At 69.7% G+C, this 16,774-nt stretch carries 15 protein-coding genes and 1 pseudogene; 7 read left to right on the top strand and 9 right to left on the bottom strand.

Annotated elements, in window-relative coordinates; genetic code table 11:
* Window positions 1-87: 87 nt before the first annotated feature.
* On the bottom strand, window positions 88-753 hold the full coding sequence (locus N8I87_RS38720; protein WP_263215561.1) for a TetR/AcrR family transcriptional regulator: 666 nt from the start codon (window positions 751-753) through the stop codon (window positions 88-90).
* Window positions 754-914: 161 nt separating this feature from the next.
* Here N8I87_RS38720 and N8I87_RS38715 point away from each other — a divergent pair, with 161 nt between their 5' ends.
* Window positions 915-1,934, top strand: coding sequence for an NAD(P)-dependent alcohol dehydrogenase (locus tag N8I87_RS38715; RefSeq protein WP_317633531.1), 1,020 nt, complete (start codon window positions 915-917; stop codon window positions 1,932-1,934).
* A 33-nt stretch (window positions 1,935-1,967) separates the two neighbouring features.
* Here N8I87_RS38715 and N8I87_RS38710 read toward each other — a convergent pair whose 3' ends face one another.
* Window positions 1,968-2,381 (bottom strand): VOC family protein, encoded by a 414-nt coding sequence (locus N8I87_RS38710; protein WP_263215560.1) that lies wholly within the window; start codon window positions 2,379-2,381, stop codon window positions 1,968-1,970.
* Window positions 2,382-2,599: 218 nt separating this feature from the next.
* Between N8I87_RS38710 and N8I87_RS38705 the strand changes: the two are divergent.
* Window positions 2,600-3,580 (top strand): annotated as a pseudogene (locus N8I87_RS38705) (phospholipase D-like domain-containing protein); the annotation flags it as partial.
* Window positions 3,581-3,695: 115 nt separating this feature from the next.
* On the opposite strand, the gene htpG reads toward N8I87_RS38705, so the two are convergent.
* Entirely contained in the window at window positions 3,696-5,594 is a 1,899-nt protein-coding gene (gene htpG, locus N8I87_RS38700; protein ID WP_263215559.1) for a molecular chaperone HtpG, read from the bottom strand.
* Window positions 5,595-5,763: 169 nt separating this feature from the next.
* Complete coding sequence (locus N8I87_RS38695; protein WP_263215558.1) at window positions 5,764-6,135, bottom strand: lamin tail domain-containing protein; 372 nt, start codon at window positions 6,133-6,135, stop codon at window positions 5,764-5,766.
* Between the two features lie 113 nt (window positions 6,136-6,248).
* Between N8I87_RS38695 and N8I87_RS38690 the strand changes: the two genes are divergently transcribed.
* The 5 genes from N8I87_RS38690 (at window position 6,249) to N8I87_RS38670 (ending at window position 11,851) form a co-directional block, all read left to right on the top strand.
* Window positions 6,249-6,524: a hypothetical protein gene (locus N8I87_RS38690; RefSeq protein ID WP_263215557.1), complete on the top strand. Its 276-nt coding sequence runs from the start codon at window positions 6,249-6,251 to the stop codon at window positions 6,522-6,524.
* Window positions 6,517-8,169, top strand: a complete 1,653-nt coding sequence (locus tag N8I87_RS38685) for a polyprenyl synthetase family protein (RefSeq protein ID WP_263215556.1) — start codon at window positions 6,517-6,519, stop codon at window positions 8,167-8,169. Before N8I87_RS38690 ends, N8I87_RS38685 begins: the two co-directional genes overlap by 8 nt.
* Entirely contained in the window at window positions 8,166-8,852 is a 687-nt protein-coding gene (locus N8I87_RS38680) for a hypothetical protein (RefSeq protein ID WP_263215555.1), read from the top strand. The genes N8I87_RS38685 and N8I87_RS38680 overlap by 4 nt, the downstream gene beginning before the upstream one ends.
* A 164-nt stretch (window positions 8,853-9,016) precedes the next feature.
* Window positions 9,017-9,487, top strand: coding sequence for a hypothetical protein (locus N8I87_RS38675; protein ID WP_263215554.1), 471 nt, complete (start codon window positions 9,017-9,019; stop codon window positions 9,485-9,487).
* A gap of 213 nt (window positions 9,488-9,700) precedes the next feature.
* Window positions 9,701-11,851 (top strand): FUSC family protein, encoded by a 2,151-nt coding sequence (locus tag N8I87_RS38670; RefSeq protein WP_263215553.1) that lies wholly within the window; start codon window positions 9,701-9,703, stop codon window positions 11,849-11,851.
* Between the two features lies 1 nt (window position 11,852).
* Here the strand turns inward: N8I87_RS38670 and N8I87_RS38665 are convergent, their stop codons facing one another.
* The 5 genes from N8I87_RS38665 to N8I87_RS38645 form a co-directional block, all read right to left on the bottom strand.
* A complete protein-coding gene (locus N8I87_RS38665) occupies window positions 11,853-12,551 on the bottom strand; it encodes a hypothetical protein (RefSeq protein ID WP_263215552.1) in 699 nt (232 codons plus the stop codon).
* Window positions 12,552-12,630: 79 nt separating this feature from the next.
* Window positions 12,631-13,500, bottom strand: coding sequence for a carbohydrate ABC transporter permease (locus tag N8I87_RS38660; RefSeq protein ID WP_263215551.1), 870 nt, complete (start codon window positions 13,498-13,500; stop codon window positions 12,631-12,633).
* On the bottom strand, window positions 13,497-14,456 hold the full coding sequence (locus N8I87_RS38655; RefSeq protein WP_263215550.1) for a carbohydrate ABC transporter permease: 960 nt from the start codon (window positions 14,454-14,456) through the stop codon (window positions 13,497-13,499). The genes N8I87_RS38660 and N8I87_RS38655 overlap by 4 nt, the downstream gene beginning before the upstream one ends.
* On the bottom strand, window positions 14,450-15,790 hold the full coding sequence (locus tag N8I87_RS38650) for an ABC transporter substrate-binding protein (RefSeq protein WP_263215549.1): 1,341 nt from the start codon (window positions 15,788-15,790) through the stop codon (window positions 14,450-14,452). Before N8I87_RS38650 ends, N8I87_RS38655 begins: the two co-directional genes overlap by 7 nt.
* A complete protein-coding gene (locus N8I87_RS38645) occupies window positions 15,787-16,767 on the bottom strand; it encodes a GNAT family N-acetyltransferase (protein ID WP_263215548.1) in 981 nt (326 codons plus the stop codon). Before N8I87_RS38645 ends, N8I87_RS38650 begins: the two co-directional genes overlap by 4 nt.
* Between the last annotated feature and the right edge of the window lie 7 nt (window positions 16,768-16,774).

Here is a 16,774-nt window from a genome sequence, read left to right as displayed (position 1 = left end):
CTCAGGCATGAGCGTCAAGCGCTGGACCGACATCGCGCGGCAGTACGGCCTCGCCCAGGTGTGGGCGGGGCTGTCTGCTCAGCCGCTTCACATGGCCCTCTCGAGTCCGTCGAGGATCAGGTCGAGGCCGAATTCGAACTCGTCGGTGTAGTCGTAGCCGGGGCGCAGCACATGCTCGGCCGTCAGCTCGGCCAGGTGCGGGTACTGGTCGGCCGCCGCCCGCGACAGGATGGACTGCGCCAGCTGCGCGGTCTCGTCGGGGGTGTCGAAGGGCAGGCCGCGTTCCTGAAGGGCGAATCCGTAGATGTAGCTGTCGAGGGCCGAGTAGGCGTGCGCGGTCAGCACGACGGAGAACCCTGCCTTGCGGAGGCATCCGAGGACGGCGTCGTGGTGTCGCAGGGATGCCGGACCGGGTGAGGTCCGTGACTCCATCAGACCGATCGCCCAGCGATGGCGGGACAGGACCTGGCGGACCGAGATCGCCCGCTGACGCATCGCCGTCTTCCAGTCGTCCTCGTCGGACGGGAGATCGATCTCGCTGAACACCAGGTCGATCATGCCGTCGAGGAGATCCTCCTTGTTGGCCACGTGGGTGTAGAGCGACATCGCCTCGACCCCGACGGCCTCGCCGAGCTTGCGCATGGTGAGCGCCTCGAGTCCGTTCTCATCGGCCAGGGCGACGGCTGCGTGCAGCACCTTGTGGCGGCTGAGCGGCGTACGGGGCGTTCGGTCGCGCGCGGTCCGCTGGGGCATGGGGCTCCTTTCGGCGACGGTGTTGACAACCTTACGGGGTAAGGGCGAACCTTACGACGTAAGGACACCTTACGCCGTAAGGAACAGCGTAGGGATCTGCACCGACCTGGAGCATCGCGATGCACCGCAGCCAGCACGACGCGCCGACACAGCCTGCCGTCATGGCACCCGAGGGGAAGACCATGAAGTCGATCGTCCAGGACCGGTACGGTTCCGCTCCCGAGGACGTTCTCCGGCTCGCACAGACCGACAGGCCCACGATCCAGCGGGACGAGGTCCTGGTGAAGGTGTACGCGGCCAGCGTGGACCGGGGCACCTGGCATGTGATGGCCGGCCTGCCCTACCCCGTCCGAGCGGCGGGGTTCGGTCTGCGCCGGCCGAAGTACGCCAACCCGGGCCGCGCCCTGGCCGGCACGGTCGAAGCGGTCGGCGCCGACGTGACCGGTGTCAAGCCGGGAGACGAGGTGTTCGGCATCGGCAGCAGCTCGTTCGCCGAGTACGCATCCGCCCGCGCCGACAAGCTCGCCCCCAAGCCGGCAAACCTCTCCTTCGGCCAGGCGGCCGCGGTACCCGTCTCCGGACTCACCGCCCTGCAGGCCGTTCGCGACCGGGGACGGGTGGGGCCGGGCCAGAAGGTGCTGACCGTGGGAGCGTCGGGGGGAGTGGGCAGCTTCGCCGTGCCCATCGCCAAGGCGTACGGAGCCGAGGTGACGGCCGTGTGCAGCACCGCGAAGACCACCCTGGTCAGCGCTCTCGGCGCAGACCATGTCATCGACTACACCCGAGCGGACGTCGCTGACGGCACCCTCCGTTACGACGTGATCCTGGACATCGCAGGCAACCGCCGGCTGTCACATCTGCGCCGCGCCCTCACCCCGAGGGGCCGACTCGTGATCGTCGGCGGCGAGACCGACGGACGGTGGCTCGGAGGGACGGACCGCCAGCTCCGGGCTCAGCTGCTGTCCCCGTTCGTCGGCCAGACGCTCGGCACCTTCATCACGTCGGAGAACGGCCAGGACCTGCTGGCCATACGCGAGCTCATCGAGTCCGGCAAGGTCACACCCGCCGTCGATCGGACCTATCCGATCGACGAGGTCGCCGCGGCCGTCCGCCACCTGCTGGACGGGCAGGCCCGCGGCAAGCTCGTCATCGGCGTCCAGGCACCGACGGGAGGAGTCTGACGTACGGCTCGGCCTGGTGGCGTGCGCCCTCGGTCAGCTCTCGGACCCGCCGATGTCGACCATCCAGGGGACCCCGAAGCGGTCCTTGCACATGCCGAACACATCGCCCCACATCTGCTTCTCCAGCGGAACGGACACGGAGCCGCCCGCGGACAGCTTCTCCCAGTAGCCGCGCAGCTCGGCGTCGTCGTCGCCGCTCAGGCTCACCGCGAAGTTGTCGCCGATGGTGCGCTCCATACCCGGCGGGGTGTCGGCACCCATCAGGGTGAAGCCGCTCGGGGTCTCCAGCATGCCGTGCATGATCTTGTCGGCGAAGGGGGCGTCCTGCTGGCCGAAGTCACCGAAGACGTTCAGGTCCAGGGTGCCGCCGAAGACCTCCTTGTAGAACTCCATCGCCTGCCGGGCATCGCCGTCGAAGCTGAGGTAGGGGTTGAGCCGCGAGGTCATGAGAACCTCCTCGAACGGGACAAACGGCCTGACACGGCCAGGCTAGTGCGGGCACGGGTCTGTGGCCCGCCGCCGGCAACGAAGTTTCTGCGATCCCTCGGGAACCCGCATCATCCACCTCCCACCCGTGTGAAGTCCGTTTTGCTCGCTCGCGCGGCCACCCGGTAACGCCGAGTTCACCGAGCTCCCCTTCCTCGACGTTCTACGCGCGTGCTGTCATGCACGCGCTCGCCATTCCCCGAGGTGAGCACGAACTCGCCCAGGAGTCACGCATGTTGTGGAAGGCCCTCGGCCGCGCAGCTGTCGCCCTCACCGCCGGTGCGGCCGCACTCGCCACCGCCGTCCCCGCGGACGCCGCCGTCTGCTCCGCCTTCGTCTTTTCACGGAGCGGCGGGCAGCCCACCATCTACGACTTCGCCAACTCGGCCACGACCTCCCTCGACATGACCATGCACGAGCTGGAGGACACCACGGCCGTCAAAGACCTCATAGCCCTGAAGAACAAGGGCGTCACCGTGCGGGTGATCCTGGACCGTCAGCACCAGTCCGCCAACGGCGCGGCGTACACGGCCCTGACGAACGCGGGTGTGGGCGTGAAGTGGTCGCCCTCCAGGTTCGTCTGCACCCATCAGAAGACCATCACCGTGGACGGCGTCAAGTCGCTGATCCTCACCGGCAACCTCACCTCGCAGTATTACGCGACCAGCCGTGACTACGGCCTGTTCGACAACGACACCCGAGACGTCGCCTCGATCGAGAAGGTCTTCAACGCGGACTATGCCGACTCCGCGATCACCCCGACCGACGGCGACCATCTGCTCTGGTCCCCCACGGACGCCCGCAACCGGCTGCTCTCCCTCATCAACGCCGCCACCGCCTCACTCGACGTCGAGGAGCTGGAGCTGAGCGACAGCGCCGTGGTCAACGCGATCGTGGCGAGGGCGAGGGCGGGCGTCGCCGTGCGGGTCGTCCTGGAGAACCCCGCCGACTACACCAGTGAGGTGTCCGCGATCAAGGCGACCGGCGGCCATGTCGTCGGATACTCCGACCCCAACGGCTTCTACCTCCACGCCAAGGCGATGGTCTCCGACTACGGCCGGGCCGGCCAGCAGGTGGAGGCCGGTTCCATGAACATCAGCAGCAACTCGCTGGACAACAACCGTGAACTGGGCCTCATCCTGACCGGCACCGGCGTCGCCAACTCCGTGGCCACCACCATCGTCAACAGCGACTACGCGGGCGGCACCCCCGCCTGGGACAGTACGACGACCGAGTCCCCGGGCACCTTCTTCCAGGTGCCCGGGGACCACCCCGCTAGAGCGTGCGTTCCAGTCGCTCAGCCACCAGCTTCACGAAACGGGCGGGCTCCGTCGGCTGGCCGCCCTCCGCGAGCAGCGCCAGACCGTGCAACAGCACGGCGGTCTCAACGAGTTCGGCGTGATCCTCACGGTCCTTGTACGCCTGGTTCAGGCCCTGCACAAGCAGGTGTCCGGGGTTCAGCTCGAGGATCCGCTTCGCCGTCGGCACGTCCTGGCCCATCGCCCGGTACATGTTCTCCAGCGCCGGAGTGAGGTCGTGGGAGTCGGAGACGACACAGGCCGGGGAGACGGTGAGCCGCGTCGAGAGACGTACGTCCTTCACGTCCTCCCCCAGTTGCTCCTTCATCCAGCCGAGCAGACCGGCGTACGCCTCGGCCTGCTTCTCCCGCTCGCCGTCGGCCTCTTCGCCGTCCCGGACGTCGAGATCGATCTCGCCCTTGGCGACGGACCGCAGCCGCTTGCCCTCGACCTCCCCCACCGCGTCGACCCACACCTCGTCGACGGGGTCGGTGAGCAGCAGGACCTCGACGCCCCGGGCCCGGAACGCCTCCATGTGCGGGGAGTTCTCGATGCTCTGCCGGGACTCGCCGGTCATGTAGTAGATGTCGTCCTGGCCGTCCTTCATCCGCTCCACGTACTGCTGGAGCGTGGTCGCCTCGTCCGGTGCGTGCGTACTCGCGAAGGACGCCACGGCGAGCAGGGCGTCACGGTTGTCCGGGTCGCCGAGCAGCCCCTCCTTCAGGACTGGGCCGAACTCCCGCCAGAATGTCCCGTACTTGTCGGCGTCGTTGGCCTTCATCTCCTTGACGGAGGACAGCACCTTCTTGGTCAGCCGACGCTGGATCAACCGGATGTGCCGGTCCTGCTGGAGGATCTCTCGGGAGACGTTCAGCGAGAGGTCGTGCGCGTCGACGACACCCTTGACGAAGCGGAGGTACGGCGGCAGCAGCGCCTCGCAGTCGTCCATGATCAGTACGCGCTTGACGTACAGCTGGAGGCCGCGCCGGAAGTCCCGGGTGAACAGGTCGTGCGGTGCGTGCGCCGGGAGGAACAGGAGAGCCTGGTATTCGAAGGTGCCCTCCGCCTGGAGGCGGATCGTCTCCAGCGGGTCGCGCCAGTCGTGGCTGACGTGCTTGTACAGCTCGTGGTACTCGTCGTCGGACACCTCGTCGCGCGCGCGTGCCCACAGCGCCTTCATCGAGTTCAGCGTCTCGGGGTCGGACGTGCCCTCGCCGTCGCCGGCCCCCGGGACGAGCCGGATCGGCCAGGTGATGAAGTCGGAGTACCGCTTGACGATCTCCTTGACCGTCCAGACGGAGGTGTAGTCGTGCAGCTGGTTCTCGGGGTCGGCGGGCTTGAGGTGGAGTGTGACGGCGGTGCCCTGCGGCGCGTCGTCGGCGGACTCCAGGGTGTAGGTGCCCTCGCCGCGCGACGTCCAGCGGGTGCCGCTGCTCTCCCCGGCCCGCCGGGTCACCAGGGTCATCTCGTCGGCCACCATGAAGCCGGAGTAGAAGCCGACGCCGAACTGCCCGATGAGTTTCTCGGCCCCAGCCGCGTCCTGGGCCTCCTTCAGCTCCTCCAGGAAGGCGGCCGTGCCCGAGTTGGCGATGGTGCCGATGAGCCGGCCGACCTCGTCGTACGACATCCCGATGCCGTTGTCCCGCACGGTGAGCGTACGGGCATCCTGATCGATCTCGATCTCGACATGCAGGTCGGACGTGTCGGCGTCGAGGGTGTCGTCCCGCAGCGCGGCCAGGCGCAGCTTGTCGAGCGCGTCGGAGGCGTTGGAGACGAGCTCCCGTAGAAAGACATCCTTGTTCGAGTAGACCGAGTGGATCATCAGCTGGAGCAGCTGACGGGCCTCAACCTGGAACTCAAACGTTTCGGTCGGCATGCTCGCGTGTCCCTCACAGGTACCTAGGTCACTGGAAACAGGTGAGAGTCACTTTAAATCACCAAGTCAGCACAGCATCACCGTTGTTCGGCGAACGACCGCACCGCACCCTGGATGTGCCCGCTTTCCGGACACATCCAGGAACCCCGGCGGGGCCGCTGCGGACACGCTACGGCGCGGCCGTCTTGTTGAAGCCCTTGTCGAGGTAGGGGTACTGGTCCACGACGAAGCCGTTGTGGACCAGGCGGCCGATGCCGCCCTCGTCACGCCAGACCTGCTCGGAGGAGCCGAAGGAGAGTCCGCCGAACTCCTGGCGGACCTCGTCGGTGTAGACCCTGTAGCGCTGGCCGGGCTGGATGACCGTCCCCGGGGGGAAGGCGTAGACATGCCCGGTGGGCTTGGACTCCACGACCCAGCCGGTCAGGTCCTGGGGCGCGCCGCCCTTGTTGAGGATCTCGATGTACTCGTCGGGCTGGCCCGTGCCGTTGCCCAGGTAGCGCAGGTCGGAGATGATCACGTCCGGCTCGTCGAAGGTGAACATGCAGACGACCTCGGCGAAGTTGACTCCGCCCTCGGGGCTGCGGAACTGCCGGACGATCTGGCCGTAACCTGCGTGTCGCGGTCAGCGGCGTCCTGGACCGCGACCGGGTGGTGATGGTGCCACCGCTCGCGGGCACGCTGGGCACCCCGCCGATGGCGGCGGTCCCCGGCCGGCTGCTGATCACCGCCCGACTGGGCGAGGACCGGCTGGTCCTGGACTTCCGCTCCCACACGGCGGGCCGGATCGCCAACCCGTCCGAGACGAGCCTGCACCCGTTCAGCGTGCACGAGACGCTCGGCCCGTGCACGGTGGAGGGCCGGGTCGGCGGACACACCATCGGTTTTCACACCGAGGGCATCGTGGAGTTCGCCGGTGGTGCCCATGACTGAGACCGTGCCGGCATTCACGGGTGCCCGGCTGCTGGACGAGACCGTCGCCGCCCTGTCCGACCGGGCGCCGGCCATCCTCGCCGCCGCGGCCGACCAACTGCGCGGCATCCGGCTCGGCCTGCGGTTCAACGACGACAGCCACGCCACGCTCACGGCACGGCACAGCCGTATCGTCGTACGTCAGGACCGCTGCCCGGATCCGGACGTCGAGGTCGTCTTCGACAACCGGGCCATGAACCTGCTGTTCGACCTCCAGCGCCCGCCTGTCGACCAGGTCCTGCCCGACAGCCTCGACGTGCGCGGTTCCCGGGAGGACACCCTCGCGGTGTGGCGCGCCTTCACGCTGCTGTCCCAGCGTGCGGCGGGGCTGCGCAGCATGCAGGAACTCTGGGGCGCCTACCGCGAACAGGCCCCCCGACTGTGGGGCAGTGCGGCACCTGCCGCCGTGGAGCCGGATGCCGCGCCGGTCGACTGGACGGCGCTGGACTTCCTCGCCCGGCGCTCGCCCGAGGACGCGCCCGCGCCACTCGCGCTGATCGGCGACACCACCGTCAGGCCCCCGCGCCTGCTGTGGGACGGCCGTACCAGTACGAGCTGGTCGCTGGAGGAGGCCGTCCGCGACGCGGACCTCATGGAGACCATGCGACGGTGCCGGGCCCGCACCAACGAGGAGATCGAACGGCTGCTGCCGGACCGGGAACCGCGCGCCGAGCTGTACGACCTGATGCGCTCCTACCCCGCCCGGCAGGGCAAGGGTCTGCGGCCCACCCTGACCATCGCGGCCTGCGCCGCCTTCGGCGGACGGCCCGACGACGCCGTACGCGCGGCCGCCGCGCTGGAGCTGTTCCACAACGGCTTCCTGGTCCACGACGACATCGCCGACGAGTCCACCCATCGGCGCGGCCTGCCCACCATGCACGAGGAACACGGCCTGGGCCTGGCCGTCAACGTCGGCGACGGGCTGAACCTCCTCGCCGTCGACGCCGTCCTGTCCAACCTCGAGACACTGGGCCTGGTGCGCACGCTCGGCCTCATCCACGAGGCGCTGCACATGTGCCGGGAGTCCATCGAGGGCCAGGCCATGGAGCTGGGCTGGATCCGCCACGACGTCGTCCCCGAGGCCGACGACGCCTACTTCACGATGAGCACCAAGAAGACCGGCTGGTACACCTGCATCAGCCCGTGCCGCATCGGCGCCGTCTGCGCCGGCGTCACCGACCCCGCCGTGCTCGGCCGGTTCGACGAGGCGTTCCGTCTCATCGGCATCGCCTTCCAGATCCAGGACGACATTCTGAACCTGGTCGGCGAGGAAGCCCTCTACGGCAAGGAGCCCCTGGGCGACCTGCTCGAAGGCAAGCGCACCGTGATGCTGATCCACCTCTTCCGCACCGCCCACGCATACGAGCGGCCCCGCCTCTTCGACGTCCTGCGGCAACGCCGCGCCGACAAGACCCAGCAGCACGCCGAGGAACTCCTCGCCGCCATGCGGCGTCACGGCTCCATCGAATACGCCACCGACCTCGCCGACCGGCTCGCCGCCGAAGGCATCGCCCGCTTCGAGGAAGACCTGCGGATCATCCCCGAGAACGAAGGCAAAGCCGTCCTGCGGCAGATCGCCCACTACGTCACCTCAAGGCCACTGTGACCACCACGACCGCACCCCCGCCGGCCGACGACACCACCGGCCCGCCGGCCCCGACCGACTACCGGGCGTTCGCCTTCCTGGGCCAGGTCAACAGCTGTCTGCGCCAGTGCCTGTGCACTCTGGCCCGGCACGGCGTGGCCCTGCGCCGACGCGAGCCCGAACGGTCCCGCGTCCTGCTCGACACGGTCCGGCCCTGGCCCCTCTACAAGGGCGGCCAGTTCCTGTTCGACCTCATGGAGTGGGAGGACCTCATGGTCGACGGCGAGCCCCCGCCCCTGATGTCCGCCGAACGGATCGTCTCCGCCTGCACGCTGCCCGTGCAGTGGCTCGCCGCCGCCACCGCGGAGGCGCCCACCGCGGCGAAGATGATCCCCGGTCAGCGCACCGCGGCCGCCCTGGATCTTCCCCTTCGCCTGCTGGCCACCACCGCCCGCGCGGCCCTCCAGGGCGCCGCGAACGACCTCACCGACCTCCTCGGCACACCCGCGGCGCAGGGCGAGGCCGACGACGACACGCAATACGACACCGCCGCGGAAGCCGACGCCGACGCCGACGCCGAGGGCACGGAAGCCGAACCGCCGCCCTTGGAAGCGGGGTTCTACCTCTACGAGGACATCATCCTCGGCGCCCTTGTCGTCCTCGGCCCGCTGCTGGCCGAACACGCACCCCCCGGCGGCCACTGAACGCACGCCTGCTCCCGGCACGCCGGCCGAGCTCACACCGCCCGTCGTCACCCCAGCAAAGCTCAAGCCGCCCGTCATCGCCCCGACGGGCAGCCGAGCCCGCCACAAGCCCGCCACCGGCGGATCCGCTCACGCGGACAGCACCCACCCACAGAAGGGAAACCATGGCCACGCAGACTCAGGCGCCCGTCAAGCCGGGCTCCGAGAATCAGCTGTACATCCTCCAGCAAGGCATCGTCGAAGACGCACCGGGCGGCGTACCGGCCCACCTCAGCTTCGGCGCGCTCAGCACCGTGCCCGACCCGGTGAACCCCGGCGACATCACCTTCGCCCTCAAGGCGCCCACCGGCTTCGCCTTCACGGGCTGGCTCTCCTGGGCCTACCACGATGTCAACACCCTGCAGGCGAAGGGCAACCTCCAGACCACCCAGGGCAACCTGGGCGACGGAGGCCGCACGCTGACCTTCACCCACAACCCGTACCTGGCCTCCAACCAGGAGTGCCTCGGCTACGCGGCCCAGGTCACCGCCGTCGACGGCGCGACGCCGGGCCGCTACACCGACGGAGAGCTGCGCGTGGGCATGGCCACCCCCGTCAAGCTCAAGGGCCGCGTCCTCGACCCTGACGAGGACTGATCCCACCGACCCACCCCCCTCGGTGGCTCCGGCGCTGAACCCGGAGCCACCCCCGCTCTCGGGCGCCATGGGCCGCCCAACGGCGGTGCGCCACCCGATCGGCGCCGGGAAAGTGCCGGGTTCCCGGTCGTACGTGATCCTTTAGGGGTGTGGGGTGTGCCAGTCGGTCGGATCCGGGCGGCCTACGCGTCCTCGGGTCGCCGGGCGCTCCGCGTGACCTTGGTCGCCTCGGCCGCCTTCTACCTCTTCCGCTACGGCCTCGATCGCCCCGTTGCCGCCACTTACGCCCTGTTCGCCACCGTGGCGCTGGGCGGACTCTCCAAGATCCCCGGCACCGGCCGTCAGCGCGCCGCGCTGACGCTGCGCTTGGTGCCGGTGTGCTGGCTGCTGGTGGTCGTCGGCACCTATCTGTCGGTACGGACCTGGAGCGCCGTCGTCGGCATGCTCGTGGTCGGCTTCGCGCTCGCCTTCTGCGCCGCGGGGGGTCCACGTCCGGCGGGGGCGGCACCGGGCCTGCAGCTCCTCTACATCCTGCCGTCCTTCCCGCCGTACGATCCCGGCTCGCTCGGCGACCGGCTGATCGGGACGACCACAGGGCTGGCCCTCTTCATCGCCGCCGAGGCGCTGATCCTCCCTGAGCCCGCCCCGCCGTCGTACCGGGAGCGAGCCGCCCGGGCCGCGCAGACCGCCGCCCACTGCGCGACACTCCTCGCCGCGCCGCCCTACGCCCTGGACGACGCGGACATCCGGGCGTTGAGTGACGGCGCTCAGGCGCTGCGGTCCCTGAACGTGCCGGAAGCGGAACGTCCCGCCGGACCGGGAGTGCACGACCGTGCCCTCGCCCACACCGGGCTGGCCACCCGCACCCTGCTCAGCCGACTGGAGCAGCTGCCCGCCGCACCGGCCGACGGTCCGGGACCCGACGTGACCGGCGTACTGCGGGCGGTGGCACGGCTGGCCACCGCCACCGCGGCCTGTCTGAGGTCGGGACCGTCGCCCGTGGCCGCGTACGAGGAGCTGGTCGCGGCGCGCGCCCACCTGTCGGCAGTGTCCGGTGGCGCCGCCCCCACGGTGGCCTCGGCTGCCGTGGTCACCGGTGGGACCGATCCCGGGCCGGAGTTCCCGCCCGCCGTTCTGCGCCGGCACGCCGCCGTGCTGGAGATCGCCGACGCCGCGCTCACGATGGCCACGGCGGCGGATCTGGCGGTACGAGGCCGACGGACCGCGGTGCAGGTCTCGCCGAGTCGCTTCTGGTACGCCACTGCCTGGGCCCCGTGCCTGTGGTGGCACCGGCTGCGCGGTCACGCCGGTCGCCGCTCGGTGTTCTTCCAGAACGCGGTCCGTATCTCGCTGGCCCTGACGGCGGCCAGGCTCGTGGCCGGGGTGGACACGCTGCCCCACGGATTCTGGGCCATGCTGGCGACCCTCACCCTCACCCGGACCACCATGGACGAAACCTGGAGCACCATCCGGGTGGCGCTCGCGGGCACCCTGGCCGGGGCTCTGGTGACCGCGGGACTGCTGGACCTGGTGGGGCCCCACACCGTGGTGTATGCCGCCGTACTGCCGATCGGGATGCTGTTCGCCTTCACGGTGGGGCCGGTCAGAGGAGTCGGCTGGGCACAGGGCCTGTTCACCGTGGTCGTGGCCCTGGTCTTCGCCCAGCTGGCGCCGCCGACCTGGCGGCTGGCCGAGGTCCGGCTGCTGGACGTGCTGGTCGGCAGTGCGATCGGTGCGGTCTTCGGTCTGCTGGCCTGGCCGCGCGGGGCCCACAACGAGCTGTGCAATGCCTCGGCGGAACTCCTGCGCAGGGCGGCCGAGATCGTGGTGGCGACCAGTGCCTCGGTGGCGGGAGGCGGGGCGGTGGCGGCGCCGTCCGGGGTGCCCGGCCACCGGTCGCTCCAGCACGCGGTCATCCTCGCGGAGTCCGCGTACGCGCAGTACCAGAGCGAGCCGACACCCTTCGGCGGACCAGGGAGGAGCGTGGCACTGCCCGGAATGGACTGGCAGGCGACGCTGATGGCCGGCCATCACACCCTGTGGGGGTCGGAGCGGCTGTTGGAGCCGCCGCTCACCGCGATGGGCCCAGCGCCTGCCGACTCGGTCAGCGGCCTGGGGGACCGGGTGTGCGGGCGTATGTTGCTGGTCTCGGCAGTGCTGGATCCCGGGGACGACACCCCCACCGCGCCGGTGCCGCTGAACGACCCGGTCTTCAAGGGGTTCGCCACGGAGCCGCCGGGCGCGCCCCGCCTGTACTACGCGACCGTGTCATGGCTGGCCGCGCTGATGAACGATCTGACACGGGTCGCACACAGCGGTCCGGAAGCGGCGCAAGGCGGACCGACCCCCGCGCGGCCGGGCTGACTCATCCCTGCTTTGCTCCGCAGAACGGGCAGTCGGCGCTGTTCGCCTTCATCAGGAGTGTGGGAAGAGCCCCGTTGAGGATCTGTTCGCGGGGCAGCGTGAGGTCGAAGCGCTCCTCGATGGCGCCGAGGCACGCCCGATGGGTCCTGCGCCGGTCGTCCCAGCGGTCTTCGGGGTCGTCGACGGAAAGTCCGGCTGCCCTCAGCCTGGCTTCCAGAGCGCGGGCCACCTCCGGGTCCCCGTCGACTCCGCTCGATCCCCATGAGCCGTCGAGGTGCAGGTTGAAGTGGCACAGCGTGCGGCCGTCGTGCTCGTAGGCGAAGAAGGGCGGCACGGGTTTGCCGTTCTCCTCCTCGTACCACAGGCGGAACACATGGGCGCCGCCGCGGGAGACGGGTGGTTGGCGCCCGAACTCCGCGTACCAGAAGCCGTGCTGGACCACATAGGCCCACTCGCCCGTCTCGCCGTAGCGCAGAGCGATCGCGTCATGGGTGTCACCGAACAGCCCGGTCATGACATCGTCGGCCTGGCCGGCGGTGAGGTTGCCCAGGAAACGTGGTTCCTGGATGTTCCGGCCGAACCGGGTGGCCGCTACGCGCTGGGCGAGCGTGTCACCGGCGAGGTCCTGCGCGATGACGACGCTGTAGCCGCCCCAGTCGATGGACTTCGGTTCCGCGAGCCAGGTGATTCCCTCGGTCATGACGATCACCTCAGCAGGCCCGGAGCACACAGGCTATGGCGGAGGCCACAATTCCGAGGCGCCTTCCGTCTACGAGGCCTCACTTGAGGCCGCTGAGCATGACGCCGCGGATGTAGTACTTCTGCAGCAGCAGGAAGAGGATCAGGACCGGCAGGATGCTCAGCACGAGTCCGGCCATGACGATGGGCATCGTGCGGGTCGGGTCGACGTAGTCCTGGAGGAGTTGGATGCCGACGGGCAGGGTCATCACGTCCGGGTTGGCGGTCGAGACGAGCAGCGCCCAGATGTACTCGTTCCAGGCGTCGACGAAGGTCAGCAGCCCGAGCGTCACCACGACCGGCTTGGTCTGTGGAACCACGATCCGCCACCACACGGCGAACTCGCCCGCCCCGTCGATGCGCGCGGCCTCGAGGACCTCGTCCGGGATCGAGAGCACGAACTGGCGTGTCAGGAAGATCCCGAAGCCGTTGACGAGGAACGGCATGGCGAGCGCCGCCATGCTGACGGTCAGGCCCGCGCCGCCGCGCCCGAACAGGTCGTTGCCGCCCGCCAGCGGCCAGTGCACAAGGATCAGGAAGTGCGGGATGAAGAAGAGGAACGGCGGGAACATCATCGTGGACAGGACGAGACGGAAGATGAAGTTCCGGCCGGGAAAGCGGAGTTTGGCGAGCGCGTAGCCCGCGAGTGACGACGTGAGCAGCACCGATCCGGTGATCACGGCGGTGGCGACGACGCTGTTGCGGAAGAGCACCGGCAGATCAAGCTGGTCGATCGCCGCCCGGTAGTTGGACAGGTCGAACGCCTGGGGCAGGAACCGGTACGGCAGTGTGCCGGACTCACCGGGCCCCTTGAAGGACGTCATCACCATGTCGAGGAACGGCACCACCGTGAGCACGGCGCCGGTCACGACCAGCAGGTACGAGAGGAGCGGGAAACGGCGGCGGTTCATGCGTCCTCCCCCTTGCGCCGGAAGATCCACAACTGCATCAGCGTGACCGCGAGGACCACGACGAACAGCACGAATGCGGCGGCGCTCGCGATGCCCCAGTTGCCGTACGAGAAGGCCTGTCGGTACATCTCCAGCGCTGCCACATTGGTCGCGTCCCCCGGCCCGCCCTTGGTCATCACGATGATCAGCGCGAACGACTGCAGACCGGTGAGGAACTGCGTGATGCACACGAACAGCAGCGACGGCCTCAGCAGCGGCAGTGTGATCTTCCAGAGGACGGCGACGGGTCCGGCGCCGTCGAGCGCCGCGGCCTCGTAGTACGACTCGGGAATGGACTTCAGCCCGGCGGTCAGGATGAGGATCGCCGAGCCGACCGACGCCCAGGCCTGTACGACCACGACCGAGGGCAGCGCGGTGTCCGGGTCCTGCAGGAACGCCACCGAGCCGAGACCGAGGGCGTTGAGGACGCCGTTGACGAGTCCGCCGGGCTCGTACATGTACTTCCACACGTTGCCGACGGCGACGACGGTCGTGACGATCGGCAGGAAGTACAGGGTGCGCCACAGGCCCTGGAACCGCAGGTTGTCGATGCAGGTGGCGACGAGCACGGAGCCCGCGAGCGCGAGGGCCACGGTGCCCAGGGCGAACAGCAGCGTGTTGGTGAGGATCGGCGCCAGGAATGTCGATCCGTCCGCGAAGAGATCGGTGAAGTTGTCCAGGCCGACCGGATCGATGTCACCGAGGTCGAATCCGGCCCAGCGGGACATCGACAGCAGCAGGGCGAAGCCGAGCGGCAGGATCAGGAAGACCGCGAAGAACAGCAACGTCGGCGCCAGGAAGAGATAGGCGACGACCACTTGGCGGCGCCGGGTACGGCTGCGGCCGTCGACGGCGAGCCCGGCGGAGCCGGGGCTGTGCGCCCGCTCGGTCGTCGTGGGCGTCAGGGTGTTCACCATGCGCGCGACACCTCCTGATCGACCTGACGGCGGGTGGTCCACAGTGCCTCGTCGACCGACTGCTGACCCGTCCACAACGCCTCGATGTTCTTGCGCAACAGCGACTTGGCCTGCTGAGCGCCCGGCACATTCGGCTCGGGCACCGCGTACGCCAGTGCGTCCAGGAACGGGCGCAGGTTCGGATCGCCGCCCTCGCTCAGGAGCGTCCGCATGTCGTCGGCGCGGCCGGTCAGAGAGCCGACCGACACCTGCAGGGAGCTCATCCGGGTTGCCTTTGCACCCTTCTTGGCGCTCTTCACGCCCACCTTCTCCGTGTTGAGCCAGCGCAGGAACTCCCAGGCCTCGCGCGGGTGTTCACTGGCCGCGTTGACCCCCAGCATGAAGCCGGTGGAGAGGGTGGCGCGCTGGTCGCCGGCCTCGGGGACCGGCAGCGGCGCGACACCGACGTCGCGGTAGTCCTTGCCCATCAGGGGCTTCAGACTCCCGGTCCACCACCCGGCGCTGACCACCATGGCCACCTGCCCGGACGGAAACGCCTTGTAGACGTTGACGCCGGGCGCGCTCGCGCCTTTGGCGACGAGACGGTGCTCCAGATCGAATACGGCACGGCCGGCCGGCGAGTCGATGGCGGTGGTCCTGCCGTCCGCGGAGACGAACGTTCCGCCGGCGGAGTTGAGGAGGGCGAGCGTCTGGCCGACGGTGGTGGAGTCGTCGTACGTCGACAGCCCGAAGCCCTGGACCAGCGTGTTGCCGTACCGGTCCCTCCTGCTGGTGCGGTAGGCCGCCTCCTCCAACTCCCGCCAGGTGCGCGGAGGACCGTCGATGCCTGCCTCGCGCAGCAGCCGTTTGTTGTAGTAGAGGGCGTACGTCTGCATCTCGGTGGGGTAGCCGTAGAGTCTGCCCCCCACCGATGAGGAGCCGACCGCGGCCTCGCCGTAGCCGCGTCTGATCTCCTCGGCGTGCTCGGGCGGGGCGGGCCGCAGGACACCGGCCTGGACCAGCTGGCCGGTCCACAGGCAGTACGGGTGGAGGATGTCGGCACCCTGGCCCGCGGCCTGCCTGACCATGAACGTGGTCAGCAGGTCCGTGAACTCGACGGCCCTGGTCCGCACCTTGACCCGGTCGTGCGTGGCGTTCCACTCGTCGACCGGGCCCTGCAGGGCCGCTTTGAGCTCCCCGCTCGCGTAGTGGGAGAGCAGGGTGAGGACGATCGGATCCCCGGGCCGCCCGGTGCCCTGGTGCGGCACGGCGCATCCGGAGGCGAGCAGCGCCGAGGGGAGCGCGAGCGCGAAGTGACGGCGGCTCAGGCCGTGGGTGCGCCGTGCCCGCGTCATGGGGTGGCCTCCCACCGCATCACGCGGAACAGCCGGGTCGTGGTGAAACCGGCCTTGCGGTACAGATGGCCCGCCGGGGACCGCTCGCCGGTCCACAGGAACCACGCGGAGTGCGCGCCGCGCGCCCGCATCCGCTCCAGGACCAGATGGAGCAGGACCTTGCCGAGCCCGGTGCCGCGCGTCTCCTCCAGCACACCGAACGGACCGAACCGCTCGACCATCGACTCGTACGCACCGTGCATCGCCCAGCCGACCAGGCGGCCCGAGGGCTCCCGGACGACGACGATCCGGTCGAGCGGCGTGCCCGCGGCCAGACACTCCCGGATGGCACGCGCCCAGTCCGGGTTGAAGTGGTTCCCGGCGAGGGCGACGAGTTCCACCAGGTCGTCGTCGGACGGGGTGGCGAACCGGTAACCCTGCGCCGTCAGTGCGTCCAGGCGGCCCACGACATCGTCCGGGAGGCGATGACCGACCAGGCCGCGGTCCATCGCCGCCGCCTCGTACAGGGTGCGAAAGCCCAGGGCCTCAAGGAGCTTGGCCGCTTCGGGGTACGCCTCGGCGTCCAGGCCGGGGAGGATGTAGTTCGGGGTGTACGAGGAGAAGTCCACCCTGGTACGGCCGTGACCGTGCAGCCAGTCGAGAGCCTCGGTCAGCAGCCGGCGACCGAGTCCGCGCCCGCGGGCAGCCGGGTCGACGAAGAAGAACGGGATCCAGCCCTGCTCCGGCTCGAGGTCGGTGCCGGTCATCGGCGTCAGACGGCGTACCGCGTAGGCGGCACCGACGACCCGGCCGGCGTCGACGGCCACCCGCAGCCCCTCCGGATCGAAGTTGGCGTCGAGCAGCACCAGGGAGCGGAAGAGGTCCGGGGTGATGGGGTCGGTCGGCGCGCTGCGACACCATGCCTCCACCAACTGCGGGCCGTCCCCCGCGCGAAAGCCGCGGATGGCGGCAGGGGACGTCGTCGTGGGGTCGGTCATCGGCGGG

The sequence above is a fragment of the Streptomyces sp. HUAS 15-9 genome (genome assembly GCF_025642155.1).
Taxonomy (GTDB): domain Bacteria; phylum Actinomycetota; class Actinomycetes; order Streptomycetales; family Streptomycetaceae; genus Streptomyces.
This window is presented reverse-complemented; position numbering and strand designations above follow the sequence as displayed.